At 54.0% G+C, this 18,345-nt stretch carries 20 protein-coding genes and 3 tRNA genes; 11 read left to right on the forward strand and 12 right to left on the reverse strand.

What is annotated here, in order from left to right:
- The first annotated feature begins 206 nt into the window (after positions 1-206).
- Positions 207-1,742 carry a YjjI family glycine radical enzyme gene (locus ACOTY5_RS14270; protein ID WP_023295893.1) on the forward strand — a complete coding sequence of 512 codons (1,536 nt, stop codon included), beginning with the start codon at positions 207-209 and terminating at the stop codon, positions 1,740-1,742.
- Positions 1,717-2,577 (forward strand): YjjW family glycine radical enzyme activase, encoded by an 861-nt coding sequence (locus tag ACOTY5_RS14275; RefSeq protein WP_062934000.1) that lies wholly within the window; start codon positions 1,717-1,719, stop codon positions 2,575-2,577. The genes ACOTY5_RS14270 and ACOTY5_RS14275 overlap by 26 nt, the downstream gene beginning before the upstream one ends.
- Here the strand turns inward: ACOTY5_RS14275 and ACOTY5_RS14280 are convergent.
- The 8 genes from ACOTY5_RS14280 to ACOTY5_RS14315 form a co-directional block, all read right to left on the reverse strand.
- Positions 2,572-3,354, reverse strand: a complete 783-nt coding sequence (locus tag ACOTY5_RS14280) for a TatD family hydrolase (RefSeq protein ID WP_045141635.1) — start codon at positions 3,352-3,354, stop codon at positions 2,572-2,574. The two genes, ACOTY5_RS14275 and ACOTY5_RS14280, sit on opposite strands and share 6 nt — an antisense overlap.
- A complete protein-coding gene (locus ACOTY5_RS14285) occupies positions 3,351-4,403 on the reverse strand; it encodes a patatin-like phospholipase family protein (RefSeq protein WP_003856550.1) in 1,053 nt (350 codons plus the stop codon). Before ACOTY5_RS14285 ends, ACOTY5_RS14280 begins: the two co-directional genes overlap by 4 nt.
- A 122-nt stretch (positions 4,404-4,525) precedes the next feature.
- Positions 4,526-4,687, reverse strand: coding sequence for a DUF1328 domain-containing protein (locus ACOTY5_RS14290; protein ID WP_003856556.1), 162 nt, complete (start codon positions 4,685-4,687; stop codon positions 4,526-4,528).
- A gap of 124 nt (positions 4,688-4,811) precedes the next feature.
- On the reverse strand, positions 4,812-5,429 hold the full coding sequence (osmY, locus tag ACOTY5_RS14295) for a molecular chaperone OsmY (RefSeq protein WP_015572610.1): 618 nt from the start codon (positions 5,427-5,429) through the stop codon (positions 4,812-4,814).
- Between the two features lie 303 nt (positions 5,430-5,732).
- Positions 5,733-7,322: a peptide chain release factor 3 gene (gene prfC, locus ACOTY5_RS14300; RefSeq protein ID WP_045141636.1), complete on the reverse strand. Its 1,590-nt coding sequence runs from the start codon at positions 7,320-7,322 to the stop codon at positions 5,733-5,735.
- Between the two features lie 92 nt (positions 7,323-7,414).
- Complete coding sequence (gene yjjG, locus ACOTY5_RS14305; RefSeq protein WP_045141637.1) at positions 7,415-8,092, reverse strand: pyrimidine 5'-nucleotidase; 678 nt, start codon at positions 8,090-8,092, stop codon at positions 7,415-7,417.
- A gap of 19 nt (positions 8,093-8,111) precedes the next feature.
- Positions 8,112-8,555, reverse strand: coding sequence for a ribosomal protein S18-alanine N-acetyltransferase (rimI, locus tag ACOTY5_RS14310; protein ID WP_003856565.1), 444 nt, complete (start codon positions 8,553-8,555; stop codon positions 8,112-8,114).
- Complete coding sequence (locus tag ACOTY5_RS14315) at positions 8,524-8,937, reverse strand: DNA polymerase III subunit psi (protein ID WP_023295888.1); 414 nt, start codon at positions 8,935-8,937, stop codon at positions 8,524-8,526. The genes rimI and ACOTY5_RS14315 overlap by 32 nt, the downstream gene beginning before the upstream one ends.
- 102 nt (positions 8,938-9,039) lie before the next feature.
- Here ACOTY5_RS14315 and rsmC point away from each other — a divergent pair, with 102 nt between their 5' ends.
- From rsmC to ACOTY5_RS14335, 4 genes are all read left to right on the forward strand, one after another.
- Positions 9,040-10,068: a 16S rRNA (guanine(1207)-N(2))-methyltransferase RsmC gene (rsmC, locus tag ACOTY5_RS14320; RefSeq protein ID WP_015572609.1), complete on the forward strand. Its 1,029-nt coding sequence runs from the start codon at positions 9,040-9,042 to the stop codon at positions 10,066-10,068.
- Between the two features lie 144 nt (positions 10,069-10,212).
- A tRNA-Leu gene (locus tag ACOTY5_RS14325) sits at positions 10,213-10,299 on the forward strand.
- Positions 10,300-10,327: 28 nt separating this feature from the next.
- Positions 10,328-10,413, forward strand: a tRNA-Leu gene (locus tag ACOTY5_RS14330).
- 32 nt (positions 10,414-10,445) lie between these two features.
- Positions 10,446-10,532: transfer RNA gene (locus ACOTY5_RS14335), tRNA-Leu, on the forward strand.
- Between the two features lie 42 nt (positions 10,533-10,574).
- Here the strand turns inward: ACOTY5_RS14335 and ACOTY5_RS14340 are convergent.
- Positions 10,575-10,844, reverse strand: a complete 270-nt coding sequence (locus ACOTY5_RS14340) for a DUF1435 domain-containing protein (protein ID WP_026080652.1) — start codon at positions 10,842-10,844, stop codon at positions 10,575-10,577.
- A gap of 212 nt (positions 10,845-11,056) precedes the next feature.
- Here ACOTY5_RS14340 and ACOTY5_RS14345 point away from each other — a divergent pair, with 212 nt between their 5' ends.
- Entirely contained in the window at positions 11,057-12,121 is a 1,065-nt protein-coding gene (locus ACOTY5_RS14345; protein ID WP_421631945.1) for a GGDEF domain-containing protein, read from the forward strand.
- A 95-nt stretch (positions 12,122-12,216) separates the two neighbouring features.
- Complete coding sequence (gene fhuF, locus ACOTY5_RS14350; protein WP_003856570.1) at positions 12,217-13,005, forward strand: siderophore-iron reductase FhuF; 789 nt, start codon at positions 12,217-12,219, stop codon at positions 13,003-13,005.
- A gap of 138 nt (positions 13,006-13,143) precedes the next feature.
- Here the strand turns inward: fhuF and ACOTY5_RS14355 are convergent, their stop codons facing one another.
- Positions 13,144-14,490 carry a PTS sugar transporter subunit IIC gene (locus ACOTY5_RS14355; protein ID WP_062933999.1) on the reverse strand — a complete coding sequence of 449 codons (1,347 nt, stop codon included), beginning with the start codon at positions 14,488-14,490 and terminating at the stop codon, positions 13,144-13,146.
- Between the two features lie 328 nt (positions 14,491-14,818).
- Between ACOTY5_RS14355 and ACOTY5_RS14360 the strand changes: the two genes are divergently transcribed.
- Positions 14,819-15,277 carry a YbaK/EbsC family protein gene (locus tag ACOTY5_RS14360; RefSeq protein ID WP_003856572.1) on the forward strand — a complete coding sequence of 153 codons (459 nt, stop codon included), beginning with the start codon at positions 14,819-14,821 and terminating at the stop codon, positions 15,275-15,277.
- A gap of 31 nt (positions 15,278-15,308) precedes the next feature.
- On the opposite strand, the gene bglJ is transcribed toward ACOTY5_RS14360, so the two are convergent.
- The gene (gene bglJ, locus ACOTY5_RS14365; protein ID WP_017383840.1) at positions 15,309-15,950 is read right to left on the reverse strand and encodes a DNA-binding transcriptional activator BglJ; all 642 of its coding nucleotides are present in this window, start codon (positions 15,948-15,950) and stop codon (positions 15,309-15,311) included.
- Entirely contained in the window at positions 15,947-16,684 is a 738-nt protein-coding gene (locus ACOTY5_RS14370) for a helix-turn-helix transcriptional regulator (protein WP_045141639.1), read from the reverse strand. The genes bglJ and ACOTY5_RS14370 overlap by 4 nt, the downstream gene beginning before the upstream one ends.
- Before the next feature lie 389 nt (positions 16,685-17,073).
- Between ACOTY5_RS14370 and ACOTY5_RS14375 the strand changes: the two genes are divergently transcribed.
- Positions 17,074-17,850, forward strand: coding sequence for a threonine/serine ThrE exporter family protein (locus tag ACOTY5_RS14375; RefSeq protein ID WP_017383842.1), 777 nt, complete (start codon positions 17,074-17,076; stop codon positions 17,848-17,850).
- On the forward strand, positions 17,841-18,314 hold the full coding sequence (locus ACOTY5_RS14380) for a threonine/serine exporter (protein WP_015572605.1): 474 nt from the start codon (positions 17,841-17,843) through the stop codon (positions 18,312-18,314). The genes ACOTY5_RS14375 and ACOTY5_RS14380 overlap by 10 nt, the downstream gene beginning before the upstream one ends.
- Positions 18,315-18,345 lie beyond the last annotated feature (31 nt).

Raw genomic sequence — 18,345 nt, forward strand, 5'->3', positions numbered from 1 at the left:
TAACATTCACCCGCATCCACACTTCGACATTCATCACAGTTAATGAAAACTGTGTGCAAATTTGCATTACTGTAATGAGATCTTCTTCAAATTTTAGTGCGTTAATTGCTGACTAAATCGGCGATATCCCCGTTCTGATCAAAAGCGCCACCAGGCTGGCTTCCTACAATTCGTTCACCATCCGCAGAACAACCAAGGAAGTGAACATGCCCGACGCCCTGCAACAACGTTGCCAGCACATTGTGACCAGCCCGGTGTTAACCCCGGAACAAAAACGTCATTTTCTGGCGCTGGAAGCGGAGAACAATCTGCCCTATCCCGCTCTGCCAGAGGCGGCCCGCGCCGCGCTGGACGAGGGATTCATCTGCGACATGTTCGAAGGCCATGCGCCTTACAAACCGCGCTACGTGCTGCCGGACTACGCTAAATTTCTGGCTAACGGCTCAGAATGGCTGGAGCTGGAAGGGGCTAAAGATCTGGATGATGCCCTCTCGCTGCTCACTATCCTTTATCACCATGTTCCGTCCGTCACATCAATGCCGGTCTATCTGGGCCAGCTCGATGAGATACTCAGCCCCTATGTTAAAATTCTAACACAGGATGAAATCGATAGCCGAATAAAACGTTTCTGGCGTTACCTGGACAGAACCCTGCCCGATGCGTTTATGCATGCCAATATCGGCCCGGCGGATACGCCTGTCACCCGAGCCATCCTTCGCGCGGATGCCGAACTGAAGCAGGTTGCGCCGAACCTGACCTTTATCTACGACCCGGATGTAACCCCCGGCGATCTGCTGCTGAGCGTGGCGGAAAACATTTGTGAATGTAGTAAACCGCATATTTCTAATGGCCCTGTGAATGATAAAATTTTCACAAAAGGTCGCTATGGCGTGGTGAGCTGTTACAACTCCCTGCCGCTGGCGGGCGGCGGCAGCACGCTGGTGCGCCTTAACCTGAAAGCGATCGCGGAACACAGCCGCTCACCGGAAGACTTTTTCACCCGTACCCTTCCCCACTACTGCCAGCAACAAATCGCGATCATCAATGCGCGCTGCGATTTTCTATATGAACAAGCCGGTTTCTTTGAGAATAGCTTCCTGGTGAAAGAGGGGCTGATTGATGCCGATCGCTTTGTGCCGATGTTTGGCATGTACGGTCTGGCCGAAGCGGTGAATGTGCTGTGCGAGAAAGCAGGCATTACGGGACGTTACGGTAAGAACGAACAGGCCAATGCTCTGGGCTACCGCATCAGTGAACAGCTTGCGGCGTTTGTTGAAAACACGCCGGTGAAACACGGCTGGCAGCACCGCGCGATGCTGCATGCCCAGTCTGGGATCAGTTCCGATTCTGGCACCACGCCGGGCGCACGTCTGCCGTACGGCGACGAACCGGACCCTGTCAGCCACCTGCTGGCCGTGGCGCCGCATCATAAACACTATCATTCGGGGATCAGCGATATTCTCACCCTGGAGGAAACGGTTAAACGCAATCCTCAGGCTGTGGTGCAGCTGTGCCTGGGGGCGTTCAACGCCGGTATGCGTGAGTTCACCGCGAATGTAGCCGGAAACGACCTGGTGCGCGTCACCGGGTATATGGTGCGGCTCTCCGATCTGGAGAAATACCGGGAGGCCGGCTCGCGCACCAACACCACCTGGCTCGGCGAGGAGGCCGCGCGCAATACCCGTATTCTGGAACGTCAGCCGCGCGTGATAAGCCATGAACAGCAGATGCGCTTTAGTTAGTCAGGTCATACCCTTCTCCTGCGTGGACGGGCCGGGCAGCCGCCTGGCGTTGTTCCTCCAGGGCTGTAACCTGCGCTGCAAAACCTGCCACAACCCGTGGACGATAGGGCGCTGCAACGACTGCGGCGACTGTGTTCCCCACTGTCCTCATGATGCGCTGGCAATTCAGGCCGGGCGCGTCTGGTGGCAGGAGAGTCACTGTCAGCAGTGCGACACCTGTCTGCACCTGTGTCAGCAGCAGGCGACGCCGATGGCGCAGCGCTATAGCGTCGAGGAGATCCTCTCCCGGGTTCGCACGTCCGCGCCGTTTATTGAGGGCGTGACCGTCAGCGGGGGTGAGGCCACCACGCAGCTGCCGTTTTTGGTTGCGCTGTTCACCGCGATCAAAGCCGATCCGTCCCTGCGCCATCTGACGTGCCTGGTGGACAGCAACGGCCTGTTAAGCGAAACCGGCTGGCAAAAGCTGTTACCGGTGTTTGACGGCGCGATGGTGGATCTGAAAGCCTGGGGCAATGAACATCACCGTTTTCTGACCGGGCGCGAAAACACGCAGATCAAGCAGAGCATCCTCTGGCTGGCCGATCGTCATCGCCTGACGGAGCTGCGCCTGCTGGTGATCCCCGCTCGGTGTGATTATCTGCACCATCTGCCATCGCTGACCGCTTTTATCCACGCGTTGGGGAACGTTCCTGTGCGGATCAACGCGTTTCATGCTCATGGGGTTTACGGGGAGGCGGCGCGATGGCGGAGCGCCACGCCGGAGGACATCGAGCCGCTGGCGCAGGCCCTGGAACGGCAGCAGATCACGGTGATCCGCCCGGCCCTTTATCTATAGCGTGATGCCGAAGACCGCGCGGGTGTTTTCCAGCAGCGCGCTGGCAATCACATCTTCAGGCTCCTGACGCAGCTCACACAGCACATCAAAAACGCGCGCCGCCTGCTCCGGGCGGTTGGGCTGGCCCTGAAAACCATTCAGCGGCATGTCAGGCGCATCCGTTTCCAGCAGGAGCGAGGTCAGCGGGAGCTGCGCCATCACATCACGGGTTTTGCTGGCACGCGGATAGGTAATGGTGCCACCGACGCCAATCTTATAGCCCAGCTCAATAAAACGTTGCGCCTGCTGAAGGCTTCCAGCGAAACCATGGACCACGCCCCTGCGCGGCACGTCGATACGCTTCAGGTGCATCGCCAGTTTGTCATGGGTACGTCTGGAGTGGAGGATCACCGGCAGATCGTGGCGCTTTGCCAGCCGGAGCTGCGCATCCAGGATCGTCTGCTGGCGCTCAAACTGCGGATCTTCACGATAGAGATCGAGGCCGATCTCACCGATGGCAACCAGCTTCGTATCCGCATTTTGCAGCGTGGCATCCAGCCTGTCGAGATGGTCATCAAGATGGTGCTCAATAACGATCGGATGCAGACCCAGCGCGGCATACAGCGCATCGTGCTCCCGGGCAAGCGCCAGAACTTTGTCGAATCTCGCCGCTTCAATAGCGGGCACAATAATGACTCTCACACCGGCCTCAGCCGCGCGCGCAATACTTGATGTTTCCTCCCCGCTAAACGGCGGGAAATCAAAGTGGCAATGGGTATCGATAAAGCAGTGCGTCACGCCAGATCCTCGTTATCGAGTAAGCCATCGTTGGCCTGCGGCGCGTCCACCAGCGGCATCGCCACCGCGTCATTGGCCACAACGGCAGGCGGCAAAATGATGCTTTTATGCCGATGAAGAGGCGGTTGCTCCGCCAGCATTTTCCCGACGGTCGCCAGGAAGTAACGCCCGCACAGCCGCCCCGTTTTGTAATCCATACGCAACGCAGGCAGCCGACTGCCCAGCGCCATGCTCAACAGCGGCTTAGGCGGATAAATTTCAAAGATGCGCAGCTTGCCCGGTGGTTTTTCAATGAAACGCTGCATCGCGCCGTAGGTGGTTTCATGCTGCTTCGCGATATTCACCAGCGGTTGCAGGCTGCTGTCGCCCAGCCAGCGTTCCATCCGCTTAAACCACTGTGGGGTGTAATACATCTGCGAAGGCACCGTGCGGATCACCACAATGGTTTTTGCCCCGCGCCGCGCCGCCTCCTGTACCGGCACCGCGTCGCTGATACCGCCGTCAAGATAGCTTATCCCCTCCAGCAGGGCGCCGGTGCGGTAGAATCCCGGGATCGCGCTGGACGCGCGGATGATATCCAGCCAGTTCTCTTTCTGCGGCGAAAAGTAACCCGGCGAATAGTCATCGCCACGGCTGGCGCACATCCAGAACTCTTTGCCGGTATCGAACAGACGTGACGCGGTATCCATGGCCAGCGGCATCTGGCTGGAGGTAGCATCCAGTAACCAGTCGAGATCGATCAGGTTCCCGCCGCGTACGAAGCGTACCGGATTGAAGAATTCTTTGGAGGTGGTGTAGCGCATAATCACTTTGCGCGCATAGCCGGGCTGGTTGCAGACATAGGCGGAGAGGTTCTGCGCCCCGGCAGAGGTACCGAAATAGAGATCGAACGGGTTGAATTGTGCGCGCATAAATTCGTCAAGCACGCCAGCAGTGAAAATACCGCGCTGCCCTCCCCCTTCACAGACCAGCGCAAGCTGGCCTGCATGAAACGGTTTTAACGTCAGCGGCGCAATATTGCCGAGCGTAACGGGAATTCGTTGCCCCACCTCTGCCTTCCTGTTTTCATTATTTTGATGAGACACAGTAACGCACTTCCCCGGTGGTTCTCAAACGAGAAAAAGCCAGTCACGAGGACTGGCTTGAGTTTGTTTAATAAATATTGCGTTTGCTACGGGCGACGTCGACCCGTAAACAGGCTGACCAGGAACAGAATAATACCGACGACGAAGACAATTTTCGCTGCCCATGCCGCGGTACCCGCCAGTCCACCAAAGCCCAATGCGGCGGCAATTAACGCGATAACCAGAAATATAATGCCCCAACGAAACATAAGCCTCTCCTTTACCATAGTTAATGTCGGCCGCTAAACGTGAGCGCTCAGGTCACTCACCGGCTTTTCCAGAATCGTTTTTATTTCGCCCGCGGTTTTCAGCCTGCGGGCGAATGGTACTGCTTTACTTCGTTTTCAGATCGTTTTTGACGCTTTTCACACCATCAATAGCTTTCGCAATTGACTCGGCACGATCGCTTTGTGCCTGATTCTCAACCGTACCGGACAGCTGGACCACACCATCGGTGGTTTCAACTTTCACCATACGGGATGGCACGATGTCGTCAGCTAACAGTTTAGCTTTGATTTCGCTGGTAGTTGCTGCATCTCCGGCATAGCCCTTCACCGACGATTCTTTGCTGTCACGTACGTGCAATTTGTCGCTGACGGAGCTTACGCCCTCAACGCCTTTTGCCACTTTAACGGCTTCTTCGGCCTGGGTCTGGCTTTCAACGAAACCGCTCAGGGTGACAACCTTGTTGTCGGTTTTAACAGAAATATCGGTGCTCTTGATGGATTCGTGATCCACCAGTGCGGCTTTCACTTTTGCTGTGATTGAGCTGTCATCCATGAAATTACCGACTTTATTCATAGAGCTATCGATTTTTTCCCCTGCGGTATTGGCGGAATTTTGCGCTTTATCCATGGTGCTGGTTTCCGCCAGAGCAGAACCGCTTACCAGGACACTACCCAATGTTACAGCCAGCAGAGTTTTAGAAATCTTCAGTCTTGTCATATTCATCGATTTATTCCTGTGTTTTGCCCATTATTTGGGCGACATACTTCCCTAATCTTGGTTTTATATATTGCGAATTAACACCGGGGCAAAATGGAGAACCAATGGACATGCATTGAACAGTTAATTCATCCACGCCCGGTGCTAAACACTGAGTTAAATATAGATCACAATCAGAGGGGTGCATTCAGAATTGGGGAAAAAACGAACGAATAGCGAAAAATTGCGGTGAATTAAGAACATTCCGCAAGGGTTTAATAACACAGGAATTAAAGAAGAGCACGGCGGCTGCCGTGCTCTGAAAGGAAATTAATGCTCGCGCGTTTTGCGGAACTGAACATCAGGATAACGTTCCTGCGTCAGGTTCAGGTTTACCATGGTTGGGGCGATATAGGTCAGGTTATCGCCACCGTCCAGCGCCAGCTGAACTTCGTTCTTACGTTTAAATTCTTCGAATTTCTTCACGTCAGAACACTCAACCCAGCGCGCCGTCGCCACGTTCACCGATTCGTAAATCGCTTCCACGTTGTACTCGCTCTTAAGACGGGCAACCACCACGTCGAACTGGAGCACACCCACCGCGCCCACGATCAGATCGTTGTTGGCGATTGGGCGGAACACCTGTACCGCGCCCTCTTCGGAAAGCTGGACCAGGCCTTTCAGCAGCTGCTTCTGCTTCAGCGGATCGCGCAGGCGAATGCGGCGGAACAGTTCTGGCGCGAAGTTAGGGATACCGGTGAACTTCATCATTTCGCCTTGCGTGAAGGTATCGCCAATCTGAATGGTACCGTGGTTGTGTAAACCAATGATGTCACCCGGATAGGCTTCTTCTACATGCGAACGGTCACCCGCCATGAAGGTCAGCGCGTCGGATATCACTACGTCTTTACCGATACGGACCTGACGCAGCTTCATGCCCTTTTCGTACTTACCGGAAACCACGCGCATAAAGGCGACGCGGTCGCGGTGTTTCGGGTCCATGTTGGCCTGAATTTTAAAGACGAAGCCGGAGAACTTCTCTTCCTTCGCTTCTACTTCGCGGGTGTCGGTTTTACGCGGCATCGGCTGCGGGGCCCACTCAACCAGACCGTTGAGCATATGGTCAACGCCAAAGTTGCCGAGTGCGGTACCGAAGAAGACCGGGGTAATTTCACCGCTCAGGAACAGCTCTCTGTCGAACTCATGCGACGCGCCTTTAACCAGCTCCAGCTCATCGCGCAGCTGGGCGGCCAGCTCTTCACCGACAGCGGCGTCCAGCTCCGGGTTGTCCAGACCTTTCACAATGCGGACTTCCTGAATGGTGTGGCCCTTACCGGTCTGGTACAGGTAGGTTTCGTCTTTATAGAGGTGGTAAACCCCTTTGAACAGCTTGCCGCAGCCAATCGGCCAGGTGATTGGCGCGCAGGCAATCTTCAGCTCGTTTTCCACTTCATCCATCAGCTCCATCGGATCACGGATGTCACGGTCGAGTTTGTTCATAAAGGTGAGGATCGGCGTATCGCGCAGACGGGTGACTTCCATCAGCTTGCGGGTACGATCTTCAACACCTTTCGCGGCGTCGATCACCATCAGGCAGCAGTCCACCGCCGTCAGCGTACGGTAGGTATCTTCGGAGAAGTCTTCGTGCCCCGGGGTGTCCAGCAGGTTCACCAGGCAGTCGTGATACGGGAACTGCATCACGGAGGTGGTAATCGAAATACCACGCTGCTTTTCCATCTCCATCCAGTCGGATTTAGCATGCTGGCTGGAGCCACGGCCTTTAACGGTACCCGCGGTCTGGATCGCCTGTCCGAACAGCAACACCTTCTCGGTGATGGTCGTTTTACCGGCATCCGGGTGCGAGATAATGGCAAAAGTGCGGCGTTTGGCCACCTCTTGCAGATAAGGAGACAACGTCATAATCAATTCTTCTTAGGTAAGCGCGGCAGCAGGCCGCGCATCATGGAATACGAAAAATGCGGCTATTTTACCCATCAACAGGGGGCAGGCAATCATTGTTTACACAGGAGCTGCTCCAGTTCGTTCAATGACGTAACGGTCCAGGTCGGCTCGATGCCTTCCGGCAGCGTGCGACCATGCGCATTCAGCCAGACGGTCGACAGGCCCGATCTCATACCTCCCAGAATATCAGATTCTGCCGTATCCCCCACCATCAGCACGCGATCGCGGTCAGGATTGCCCGCTTGCGCCAGCGCATAATCGAAAATACGCGGATCCGGCTTCGGTACGCCCACCTCTTCGGAGATCACCAGCGCGTCGAAATGATCGCGCAGGCCGGTGCGTTCAAGGCGGATCTGCTGAAGCGCGGTAAAGCCGTTGGTAATGATCCCAAGCTTCACCTTCTCTTTCAGCGAATCCAGCAGAGAAACGGCGCCGGGCAGCGGCGCGCAGATATCCGCCATCGCATTCAGGAAGGCCTCGTTCAGCGCCCCAGGACTGACGTTTAACCGTTCAGCCCACACGTCAAAACGCTGATGCTGAAGCTGTAACGCGGTGATGGCTCCGTTCTGGTAATCCACCCACAGCGGTTTGTTCACCGCCTGATAGTCCTGAAAATCTTCCGCGGTGAACGTCACGCTATAGTCGAGAAACATCCGCTGTAGGCCGCCGAACGAGTCAAACGTAAACAGCGTTTCGTCGGCATCAAAGAAAATCCAGTCCCATTTCATCGTTACAACCTTATTTTCGTTATCCAATCGGCAGAGCCATGATAATGGCGTCTTCACGTCCCTCTGCGGTGGGGTAGTAGTTACGGCGGATAGTCGCCTCGTTGAAGCCTAAGCTTTCATAGAGCGCGATGGCGGCGACATTGGACGCGCGCACCTCCAGCCACAGGGTGAAAACGTCACGGGTTTCCAGCTCACGAATGAGGTGCTCAAGCAGTTCCCTGCCCAGCCCGCGGCGCTGGTAAGCGGGATCGACCGCAATATTAAACAGCGTCGCCTCGTCCAGAACGACCTGCGTGATGGCGAACGCAGCCATCGCACCGTCAACGTCCAGGCGGAGATTTAAATAGCGTTCGCCCTGATTGCTGGCAAACGTCTTTTCGCTCCACGGAAAGGCATGGGCGCGGGTTTCAATCGCGAACGCGGTGGTCAGGTCAGCCGTCGTGAGGGAAGAAATCGTGTTCATATTCGCAAATTTGTTGCCATAGCGCGCTACGCGCTTTTGGGTTGGCTTTCAGTTCGTCCAGCGCTGGCGAACTGATCTGGCTTCCTTCAAGAGGTAGCTCGTCCACCGCCCCGATTCGCCAGCTGTTACAGCGGCTGTCAGGGGGAAGCATCGCGACGCTTTCAGGCGCCAGCTGTAATACCTGATCGCGGGTCACCTTCAGGGTGCGAAGGACATCCTCAATCAGGGGCTCGTTCAGGGCAGGCGGCGCTTCTGCCACCATCACCAGGCGGACATGCGCAGGTATGGAGATGGCTATTTCGCCCCGCAACGCCGTCGGGCGACGCAAAGCCCACTGGGTAATGCCCAGCTGCTGCAACTGCCAGTCTCGTCGGGATGTCATAGCGAAAACTCCTGTCTCTCAGGCGCGCAAATATAGCAAATGTGTCGAAACTGCGCCATCTACCTACTATAATCCCCGCCTGAGTTTATTGAGGAACAATTCATGTCTGCATTTACCCCGGCAAGTGAAGTCTTGCTGCGTCACAGTGATGATTTCGAAGAAAGCCGTATTCTGTTTGCCGGAGATATGCAGGATGACCTGCCCGCGCGTTTCGACTGTGCTGAAAGCCGTGCCCACACCCAGTACTATCACCACTGGCAGGTGCTGAGCCGCCAGATGGGCGAGCGCGCGCGCTTTAGCCTGGCGGCGGAGCAGAGCGATATTGCTGACTGCGATACGCTCATTTACTACTGGCCGAAAAACAAGCCGGAAGCCCAGTTCCAGCTGATGAACCTGCTTTCTCTGCTGCCGGTCGGCTGCGATATTTTTGTTGTCGGTGAGAACCGCAGCGGGGTGCGTAGCGCAGAGCAGATGCTCGAAGCCTGGGCGCCGCTGACGAAAATCGACAGCGCCCGTCGCTGCGGACTGTACCATGGTCGTCTGGAAAAACAGACCACCTTCGATGCCGACGCCTTCTGGGACGAGTACCAGCTTGACGGCCTGACCATTAAAACCCTGCCGGGCGTGTTCAGTCGTGATGCGCTCGATACGGGCAGCAAGCTGCTGCTGTCCACCCTGACGCCTCACACCAAGGGCAAGGTGCTGGACGTCGGCTGTGGCGCGGGCGTGCTGTCAACGGTTCTCGCCAGCCACTCACCAAAAGTGCGTTTAACCCTGTGTGACGTGAGCGCCCCGGCAGTAGAAGCCAGCCGCGCCACGCTTGCTGCGAATGGCATAGAAGGTGACGTGTTTGCCAGCAACGTTTTCTCCGACGTGACCGGTCGCTTTGACATGATCATCTCTAACCCGCCGTTCCACGACGGAATGGAGACCAGCCTTGAAGCGGCGCAAACGCTGATCCGTGGCGCAACCCGTCACCTCAACAGCGGCGGTGAGCTGCGTATCGTAGCGAACGCCTTCCTCGCGTACCCGAAAGTGCTGGATGAAACCTTTGGCTTCCACGAAGTGATCGCCCAGACGGGCCGCTTTAAGGTCTATCGCACCGTGATGACGCGCCAGGCGAAAAAGTAAACCCCCGGTCCGGCGATGGCCGACGCTGCCATCGCCCATTTTTGCAGCAATCAAAACAACGTGCGCAATTTTCTGTTGACGTAAAGCTGAAAACATCTAGAATGCGCCTCCGTGGTTACGATACTTTTACAGTGTCGATGGTATGCGAAGGTGGCGGAATTGGTAGACGCGCTAGCTTCAGGTGTTAGTGTCCTTACGGACGTGGGGGTTCAAGTCCCCCCCCTCGCACCATAAATCACGTTGATATTGCTCGCACTGGGCGAAGGTGGCGGAATTGGTAGACGCGCTAGCTTCAGGTGTTAGTGTCCTTAGGATGTGGGGGTTCGAGTCCCCCCCCTCGCACCAACGAGGCGATATCAAACCAGTAAGATGACTGTGCGAAGGTGGCGGAATTGGTAGACGCGCTAGCTTCAGGTGTTAGTGTCCTTACGGACGTGGGGGTTCAAGTCCCCCCCCTCGCACCAATTATCTTACATCCCCTCAGCAGTGCCTCCTGTTTTTCCCTTTTATTTCAAACTCATCAGAATCACCAGCAGTCCACTGATTAGCGCAACGCATGATGGCAGCAGCACGTAATGCCGTAACTGTTTGTGCCAGATCATCGCGGATGTCACCAGCAAGCCTGAAACAATCATTGCTTTCCAGACATCAATGGGGAGATCGGCAAACATTAGCCCACCGATAATGGAACCAGGCAGTAATATTCCCCACCCACTTCCCAGCGCTTTGCTCAACATGGTTTCACCTCTCGCACTGATAATGATAACCAGTATCATATGATAGTAATTATCACTTGTCAGCATGCGACGTAAGAAATTGCGCCAGCAATTGCTTTCCCATAATGACAGAGAATGTGTAAGGTGATAAATTGCCCACCTGTTAACTTCCGATAAAGTTTTTCTGATAATAAAAATTCAATTTTGTAGCGCCCAATATTACACAACAACACCTTGCTCATTGTTTTAATTGAGTTTTAATAAAAACGCATATGACATCACAATCCTGGCTGTCTTTAGTCAACAAGAAATATCAGCTATCTTTACGTTTGTTTTTATTTCTGAACGCCGCATCAGCATTGTTCTCGGTAACAAACCCTCTCTATTCCGTGCGTGTGTTATCAGTCCCGCTCTTTGCCGTACTGACTATCAGCACAGGCTTACTTATCTGGCACTGGAAAAACAGCACGCGAAAAATAAATATCCCTGTTGTTTCAGCTATTTTTGGTCTTTTATGGGCCTGGCAGATCGTCTCTAAATTTCTGTTAATCACGCACGATCACGCGACCTATTTAATGATGGCGCTATTAACAGTGCTTTTTATAGGGTCTCTGGCGTTCGCAAGTAATATTAAAGCCTTTACGTTACATTCATTTCCCGCTTTTATATCCTGCCTGTGGCTTAGTCCGTCCGAAAACTGGCTGAGAATGGCCTATTTTTTCGCGCTGCCGGTGGTCGCCATTGGTATCCATCATGTTCTTCAGCGGCGCAATGACCGTTTCGCCCAGGAGCTGCTTTCCGAGATGCTGGAGGAGCGCGAAACCCTGACCGATCTCAGCATGATGGACCCGCTCACCGGCCTATATAACCGTCGCGGGCTGCAAAGCCGGCTGGAGAATCTTCCCAGGCCTGACGCTGGCGAGCACTTCGTGCTGCTGATGGATATCGACCACTTCAAAGCCTACAACGACCATTATGGCCATATGATGGGCGATCAGGCCTTGATCAGGGTCTCGGCTGCGATACGCGACGCCGTGCGCTCACGCGATGTTGTTGCCCGGTTTGGCGGGGAAGAATTTATGGTGCTGTTGAGTAACATCCCGCTGGAGCAAGCGCGACAGACGGCTGAACGCATACGTCAGAAGGTTTACGATCTTAAAATCCCCCATATGTTTAACGAAAGCGTCGCCACTAACGTGACCATCAGCATCGGCATCGCCATGTTCGAGGGTGAAGACGTTGAAGGCGCGCTGGCGAAAGCCGATAAAGCCCTCTATGAAGCCAAGCATATGGGACGCAACAGCATTCTGCTGAGCGACGAGCTTCATACCGCCTGAAACCGCCTTCACAGCGCCAGGATAAAACGCTTGCGCTCGGTTTTATCTATAGTTAGGATTGGCAATCATTATCATTTAGATTTGTAATCCACACTATGGCGACTCGTACCGCACACATCGTTGAGCCCCTGCTCTGGCGAGCTCCACTCTCCGCCGGGGAAACGACGCTTGCGGATGCCATTCGGGAAAAAATTGCCGTAACGCGCGCCCATCTGCTGGATTTCATCAAACTGGATGAAGCACCGCCGCATCATGCTCTGACGCTGACTGAGTGGCAACGCCCTGCGGAGCTGCGGTCACTGCTGGCAACCTATTCCGACCATATTTATCGTAACCAACCTACCCTGACGCGGGAAAACAAACCGCTGTTATCCCTCTGGGCACAGTGGTATATCGGGCTGATGGTGCCGCCTGTCATGCTGGCCCTGTTGACCCAGGAAACGATGCTCGATCTCTCGTCGGAGCATTTCCATGTTGAGTTTCATGAAACCGGGCGTGCTGCCTGTTTCTGGATTGATGTACACGAAGATCCGAGCGCGAGACACCTGTCAGCGCAGGCGCGTATGGAACGGCTGATTACAAGAGCGCTGGTTCCGGTCATTGATGCGCTGGAAGCGACGGGAGAGATTAACGGCAAACTGATCTGGAGTAATACCGGGTATCTTATCCACTGGTATTTAACGGAGATGAAGCCGCTGCTCGGCGACGAGAAAGTGGATGCACTGCGTCAGAGCTGTTTCTTTGCCAGACAGCTGTCGGATGGACGGGATAACCCTCTTTACCGCACCGTGGTTCCGCGTGAGGGACTTCTGGTACGTCGTACCTGCTGTCAGCGCTACCGTTTGCCGGACGTCCAGCAGTGTGGCGATTGCACGCTTAAGTAGTCTGGCCTACCCTCTCCCGCAGGGCTAATGCCTGCACAGGCGGCCCCCCTCTCCCTTGAGGGAGAGGGCTGGGGTGAGGGGGAACATACGGCTCTGGTGGTCATTAAACGGCAACTCGCGTTGCCGTTTTGCTTTTACCTAAGCGACCTGCTGATTTTCCTCTTCTCCATTACGCTGTGCTTCTTCCGCTTCCTGCTGAAGCAACTGTTTCTCGTACACCTTGAAGAACGGGAAATAGATAATGGCGGAAACGCAGGCCAAAACCAGCACCAGAATGGCTGCACGGAAATCCCAGCCCAGCGCCCAGGCGGCACCAACCGGAGCCGGTGCCGTCCACGGCACAACGGAAATCACGCGGCCAATCAGATCAAACTTCATCGCTGCCCATGCCAGCACGGCATTAACCATCGGCGCCAGCAGGAAAGGAATAAAGAACACCGGGTTCATCACAATCGGCGTACCGAAAATCACCGGTTCATTGATATTGAAAATGCTTGGTACCACGCTCAGACGTCCAATGGAGCGCAGGTGCGCGGAGCTGCTACGCAGATAGCAGAACACCAGCCCCATCGTCGCCCCCGATCCGCCGATAACGATAAAGAACGTCCAGAAGGCTTCCATAAAGATGTGTGGCAAAGGCTGGCTCGCCGCCAGCGCGGTCTGGTTCGCCCCCAGGTTTGTCAGCCAGAACATTTGCAGCATCCCGGAGACAATCGCCGCGCCGTGGATCCCGGCAAACCACAGCAGGTGGCCAATCAGCACCGCCAGCAGGATCGCAGGCAGCGAGTCAGCCGCAGAGACCAGCGGTTTGAATATCGACATGATGGCCTGTGGGATCAGCATACCGAACTGCGACTGGATCAGCAGGCTCAGCGGGTATAGCGTGAGCACCACCACCAGCACCGGGATCAGCAGGTCAAACGAGTTTTTGATCATCGGTGGAACCTGGTCTGGAAGGCGGATCCCGATATTGTGTGCTTTCAGGAAACGCATCATCTCAACGCAATAGATCGCCACCAGAATCGCGGTGAAAATACCGGTCCCTCCCAGGCTATCCACCGGTAAAGCGCCTTTGGTTTTAGGGGCGGCGACCAGCAGGAACGCCATCAGCGACAGCATCGCGCACATGAACGGATCCAGCTGATGCGTTTTAACGTAATGTTTGCCCAGGTTGTAGGCAATAGCCGCACAGATATAAAGGGACATCACCCCCATTGTCATATCAAACGGCGTCAGAATTTGACCTTCAAACTGCTTCGCCATATCCAGCCAGGCGCGAGCAAAACCCCAGGTGGTATCAGGCGAAAAAGGCGGGTAAGCGAACACTAATAAAAACGAGCCTACAATCATAAACGGCATCGCTGAGATAAACCCGTCACGAATAGCCATAACGTGACGCTGGGAAGAAATGCGCCCGGCAATAGGGCTGACATAATTTTCAACGAAGCGGAAAATCAGATTAAATGCAGCGTGGTTGGCAGACATAGCAGATCTCCTGTCAGACGTTCGTTTTGGACGCTCTCACGTCACACGTTGTTCCATACATCAGCGTCACAACCTTGCCGGATCGTGTACCTGCGGTACTGCTCAAACGGAATGGTTTCATAATTAGCTCTTATTATTAGATACAGGGGAAGTTACACACTTAGTATTAATCTCTGCATCACGCTCTGCAACCGGTTACTGTAACCGGTTTCTGTGAATGTGAAGGCGATCCAGAAATCGCCCCTGACGGATATTTGTTACTTAAGGGATATTTACAGCGACTAAATTCTTATGACAGATTACGCAGGATATTTGTCAGGAGGAATCAATGAGTTTGCAGTCTGTACAACAGTTTTTTGCCGAACACGCTCCGGATATAGAGATCATTGAGCTTAACCAAAGCACAGCGACTGTTGCCCTTGCTGCTGCCGCGCACAACGTTGAACCCGGCCAAATTGCCAAAACGCTGTCACTGAAAATTAAAAATGACGTGATTCTGGTGGTTGCAAAAGGCGATGCGCGTCTGGATAACAAAAAGCTTAAAGAGACATTCGGCGCAAAAGCCCGCATGCTCAGCAGCGATGAGGTAGTCACCCTGACGGGTCATCCTGTTGGCGGCGTCTGCCCTTTCGGACTGGAAAATCCGCTCTCTGTTTACTGTGACATCACATTAAAACAGTACGCGGAAGTGTTACCCGCAGCGGGTGCCATCCACAGTGCGGTGCGTATATCGCCCGACAGAATGGCGGAGCTGACCGCAGCAAAATGGGTCGATGTCTGCATTTAAACGTTGCGCCAGAAGAACTCTGGCGCACCACTTAACGCTGAGAGAATGAAGGAACGGTGAGAGCTGAACGACGCACTTCCCGGGCAGGGAGATGCGCCAGGATATCCGCCGCATCCAGTAATCCCACGTCAGAATTGACGCCCAGCTTTACCATTGCGTTAAACTTATGCGCCCGGATGGTTTTAATATTGCGTTCAAGCTGCGCCGCAATTTCAGGGATTGAAAATCCCGATGACATATAACGCAGTATTGCCCTTTCGGTTGGGCTTAACATACGATTCTGGCTCACACACCAGTGATTGTACATGTTGTCATTCACCTGATGCGTTTCGCTGAGTAATGTCTCCAGCCCCTCCATTAGCTGCTTTAGCGGAACCGATTTACTGATTATCCCATGCAAGCGAGAAGGCGAAAGATGGCTGACCAGCCTCGCCTCCATTTCGTCAGAGGCCAGCACGATACGCTGGACGTCGCTGTGGGTGAAGGTGAGATCCCGTAAACAGGCCAGACAGTTTCTCCGCTCTTCACGCTCATCAGACAGTGAATAGATAACCGCATAGAATGAGATATCCGAGAGCGCCGCTTTAAAGCTGGCGAATCTGCTAAACAGGTGCACCTGGTAATGGCTCAGGGCGGGCATCGCAAAGAGATGCTTCAGCCCTACAGCGCTCATTGAGCAGCTTTCGATGACGGCGATATGTCTTGTTGCAGTGGTCTTTTCCATTCCTCAAACTCTCCATAAGCCGACATTAAACTGAGTTCTCGCATTCCCTGGGTACTGCTTATCCACGCGTACATATCGGCATTACTGCGAAGTGATAAGCGGCGCATTGCACTGTTTTTCTGTGCACTGATCGTTTTATTACTTTTATTCAGCAGCGTGGCTATTTGGTTGATTCCCCAACCTTTACCTAATAAACGCAACACCTTGCGTTCAGAGTGGGTGAGCGCAATCATTTGCTCACTCTCTTCTTCAATATCGGACGTTTCCGGTATTAATAACGTCTGGCTTATTCGCTCGGCACGTTCACTGCCCGCGCGAATAGCGTTAATAACGCCTTCGATCGGTTCCATATCCGAAAGCAGCGTGCTTTCCGGACGCATAAGAAGCTCTACTGCAAGTGGATAAAGGGGACGCGAGACAAGGAATATCCAGTGAATGTCCCGATACTGATTCATTAATCCATAATACTGCTCAAGCGTGCCGCGAGGATTACGATACTCACCTGAAGTATCGGCAATAACGACCCCAGCGCGACGCAATTGTAGTAGCGTCAACTCCTGCATCGAACGGCAGTACGTTATTTCAAAATCAGGAAAATGACGCGTCATGACGCCACCTAGCCCATTTTGCATAACCGGCACTCTACTAATCACCACTCCGTGTTTACCATTCAATGGCAACATAGACCCTCCCTGTCATAAATTCATTATTTAAGAACGAACTAACCCTACGAGTTTAAACACGCTTGCATCCCTCAGTACAAAACGGCTTAATACTCGCAAATCAGAAGAAATGTCACATGGGTTAAGAAACGCCCAATACTGGCTTAATATCGCATAAAGACCACAAAACTTTAATTAAGATTGCGTGAAAAGATTGAAAATATGAAATTAGAAATACTTAATATATTGTCTTTATAAATCTCTATTTTTATATTCATTAAATAAATAGAAAGTGCGGTTTTCTCCCCCTGCTCACGCGACTGATTGCACAAATGTTGATCTGGCCCAGCGCAAAGGGCCCGGCCCTTTGTGTTAAAAGTAAGCAATCTCTCTTCTCTTCAGGGCGTTTCATGCAGGCAGATCGGTCTACGCAACGTGCTACCACGCGGCTATGTATTCAGTGCGGGCTTTTTCTCTTACAACACGGGGCAGAAAGCGCCCTCGTGGAAGAACTTTCCACACGCCTTGGGCTGGCGCTGGGGATGGACAGCGTTGAGAGCTCCATCTCGTCAAATGCCATTGTGCTGACCACCATTAAAGACGGACAGTGCCTGACCTCCACCCGTAAAAATCATGACCGCGGCATTAACATGCACGTCGTGACGGAAGTGCAGCACATCGTGATCCTTGCAGAACACAAGCTGCTCGATCTGAGGGAGATAGAGAAACGCTTCAACCAGATCAAACCTCTCCGGTATCCACGCTGGCTGGTTGTGCTGATGGTGGGACTCTCCTGCGCCTGCTTCTGCAAGCTCAACGCGGGCGGCTGGGACGGCGCTGTCGTGACCTTCTTTGCCAGCAGCATCGCGATGTATGTCCGCCAGTTGTTGACGCACAGGCAACTGCATCCGCAAATTAACTTCTGCATCACGGCGTTCGTGGCGACAACCGTATCCGGCCTGCTTTTGCGCCAGCCTTACTTCGCCAGCACGCCTACTGTTGCGATGGCCGCCAGCGTATTGCTGCTGGTGCCGGGTTTTCCCTTAATCAACGCCGTCGCTGATATGTTCAAAGGCCACATCAACACCGGTCTGGCGCGCTGGGCGATAGCCAGCCTGCTGACGCTGGCGACCTGTATCGGGGTGGTAATGGCCATGACACTCTGGGGGTTACGCGGATGGGCGTGATGGATTTTCTGCTCGCACTGGCGCAGGACATGCTCCTGGCAGCCCTTCCCGCCGTTGGCTTTGCGATGGTGTTTAACGTCCCACAGCGTGCATTACCCTGGTGTGCGCTGCTGGGTGCCATTGGCCACGGCTCACGTATGATCATGATGACCTCGGGCTTTAATATCGAATGGTCGACGTTTATCGCCTCCATGCTGGTCGGCAGCATCGGTATTCAGTGGTCCCGCTGGTATCTGGCGCACCCGAAAGTGTTCACCGTGGCGGCAGTCATTCCTATGTTTCCGGGCATTTCAGCCTATACGGCGATGATCTCCGCCGTCAAAATCAGCCACTTTGGCTACAGCGAACCGCAGATGATCCTGCTTCTGAGCAATTTCCTTAAAGCCTCGTCGATTGTGGGCGCGCTCTCCATCGGCCTGTCGATCCCCGGATTATGGCTTTATCGCAAACGTCCACGCGTATAATAAAATCGCTTGCAATTGTATCGTGCGCTAT

It is taken from the genome of Enterobacter cloacae complex sp. SHL018, from assembly GCF_049237905.1.
GTDB lineage: Bacteria > Pseudomonadota > Gammaproteobacteria > Enterobacterales > Enterobacteriaceae > Enterobacter > Enterobacter hormaechei_C.

Bases quoted from the DNA above. Each gene is read 5' to 3' on its own strand.
- ACOTY5_RS14345 (WP_421631945.1), top strand. From the start codon at position 11,057: ATGACATCACAATCCTGGCTGTCTTTAGTCAACAAGAAATATCAGCTA.
- ACOTY5_RS14380 (WP_015572605.1), top strand. From the start codon at position 17,841: ATGGGCGTGATGGATTTTCTGCTCGCACTGGCGCAGGACATGCTCCTG.
- ACOTY5_RS14290 (WP_003856556.1), bottom strand. From the start codon at position 4,687: ATGTTTCGTTGGGGCATTATATTTCTGGTTATCGCGTTAATTGCCGCC.
- rimI (WP_003856565.1), bottom strand. From the start codon at position 8,555: ATGAACACGATTTCTTCCCTCACGACGGCTGACCTGACCACCGCGTTC.
- ACOTY5_RS14270 (WP_023295893.1), top strand. From the start codon at position 207: ATGCCCGACGCCCTGCAACAACGTTGCCAGCACATTGTGACCAGCCCG.
- ACOTY5_RS14340 (WP_026080652.1), bottom strand. From the start codon at position 10,844: ATGATACTGGTTATCATTATCAGTGCGAGAGGTGAAACCATGTTGAGC.
- bglJ (WP_017383840.1), bottom strand. From the start codon at position 15,950: ATGAGCGCTGTAGGGCTGAAGCATCTCTTTGCGATGCCCGCCCTGAGC.
- ACOTY5_RS14370 (WP_045141639.1), bottom strand. From the start codon at position 16,684: ATGTTGCCATTGAATGGTAAACACGGAGTGGTGATTAGTAGAGTGCCG.
- osmY (WP_015572610.1), bottom strand. From the start codon at position 5,429: ATGAATATGACAAGACTGAAGATTTCTAAAACTCTGCTGGCTGTAACA.
- fhuF (WP_003856570.1), top strand. From the start codon at position 12,217: ATGGCGACTCGTACCGCACACATCGTTGAGCCCCTGCTCTGGCGAGCT.
- ACOTY5_RS14375 (WP_017383842.1), top strand. From the start codon at position 17,074: ATGCAGGCAGATCGGTCTACGCAACGTGCTACCACGCGGCTATGTATT.
- ACOTY5_RS14275 (WP_062934000.1), top strand. From the start codon at position 1,717: ATGAACAGCAGATGCGCTTTAGTTAGTCAGGTCATACCCTTCTCCTGC.
- rsmC (WP_015572609.1), top strand. From the start codon at position 9,040: ATGTCTGCATTTACCCCGGCAAGTGAAGTCTTGCTGCGTCACAGTGAT.
- ACOTY5_RS14355 (WP_062933999.1), bottom strand. From the start codon at position 14,490: ATGTCTGCCAACCACGCTGCATTTAATCTGATTTTCCGCTTCGTTGAA.
- yjjG (WP_045141637.1), bottom strand. From the start codon at position 8,092: ATGAAATGGGACTGGATTTTCTTTGATGCCGACGAAACGCTGTTTACG.
- ACOTY5_RS14315 (WP_023295888.1), bottom strand. From the start codon at position 8,937: ATGACATCCCGACGAGACTGGCAGTTGCAGCAGCTGGGCATTACCCAG.
- prfC (WP_045141636.1), bottom strand. From the start codon at position 7,322: ATGACGTTGTCTCCTTATCTGCAAGAGGTGGCCAAACGCCGCACTTTT.
- ACOTY5_RS14360 (WP_003856572.1), top strand. From the start codon at position 14,819: ATGAGTTTGCAGTCTGTACAACAGTTTTTTGCCGAACACGCTCCGGAT.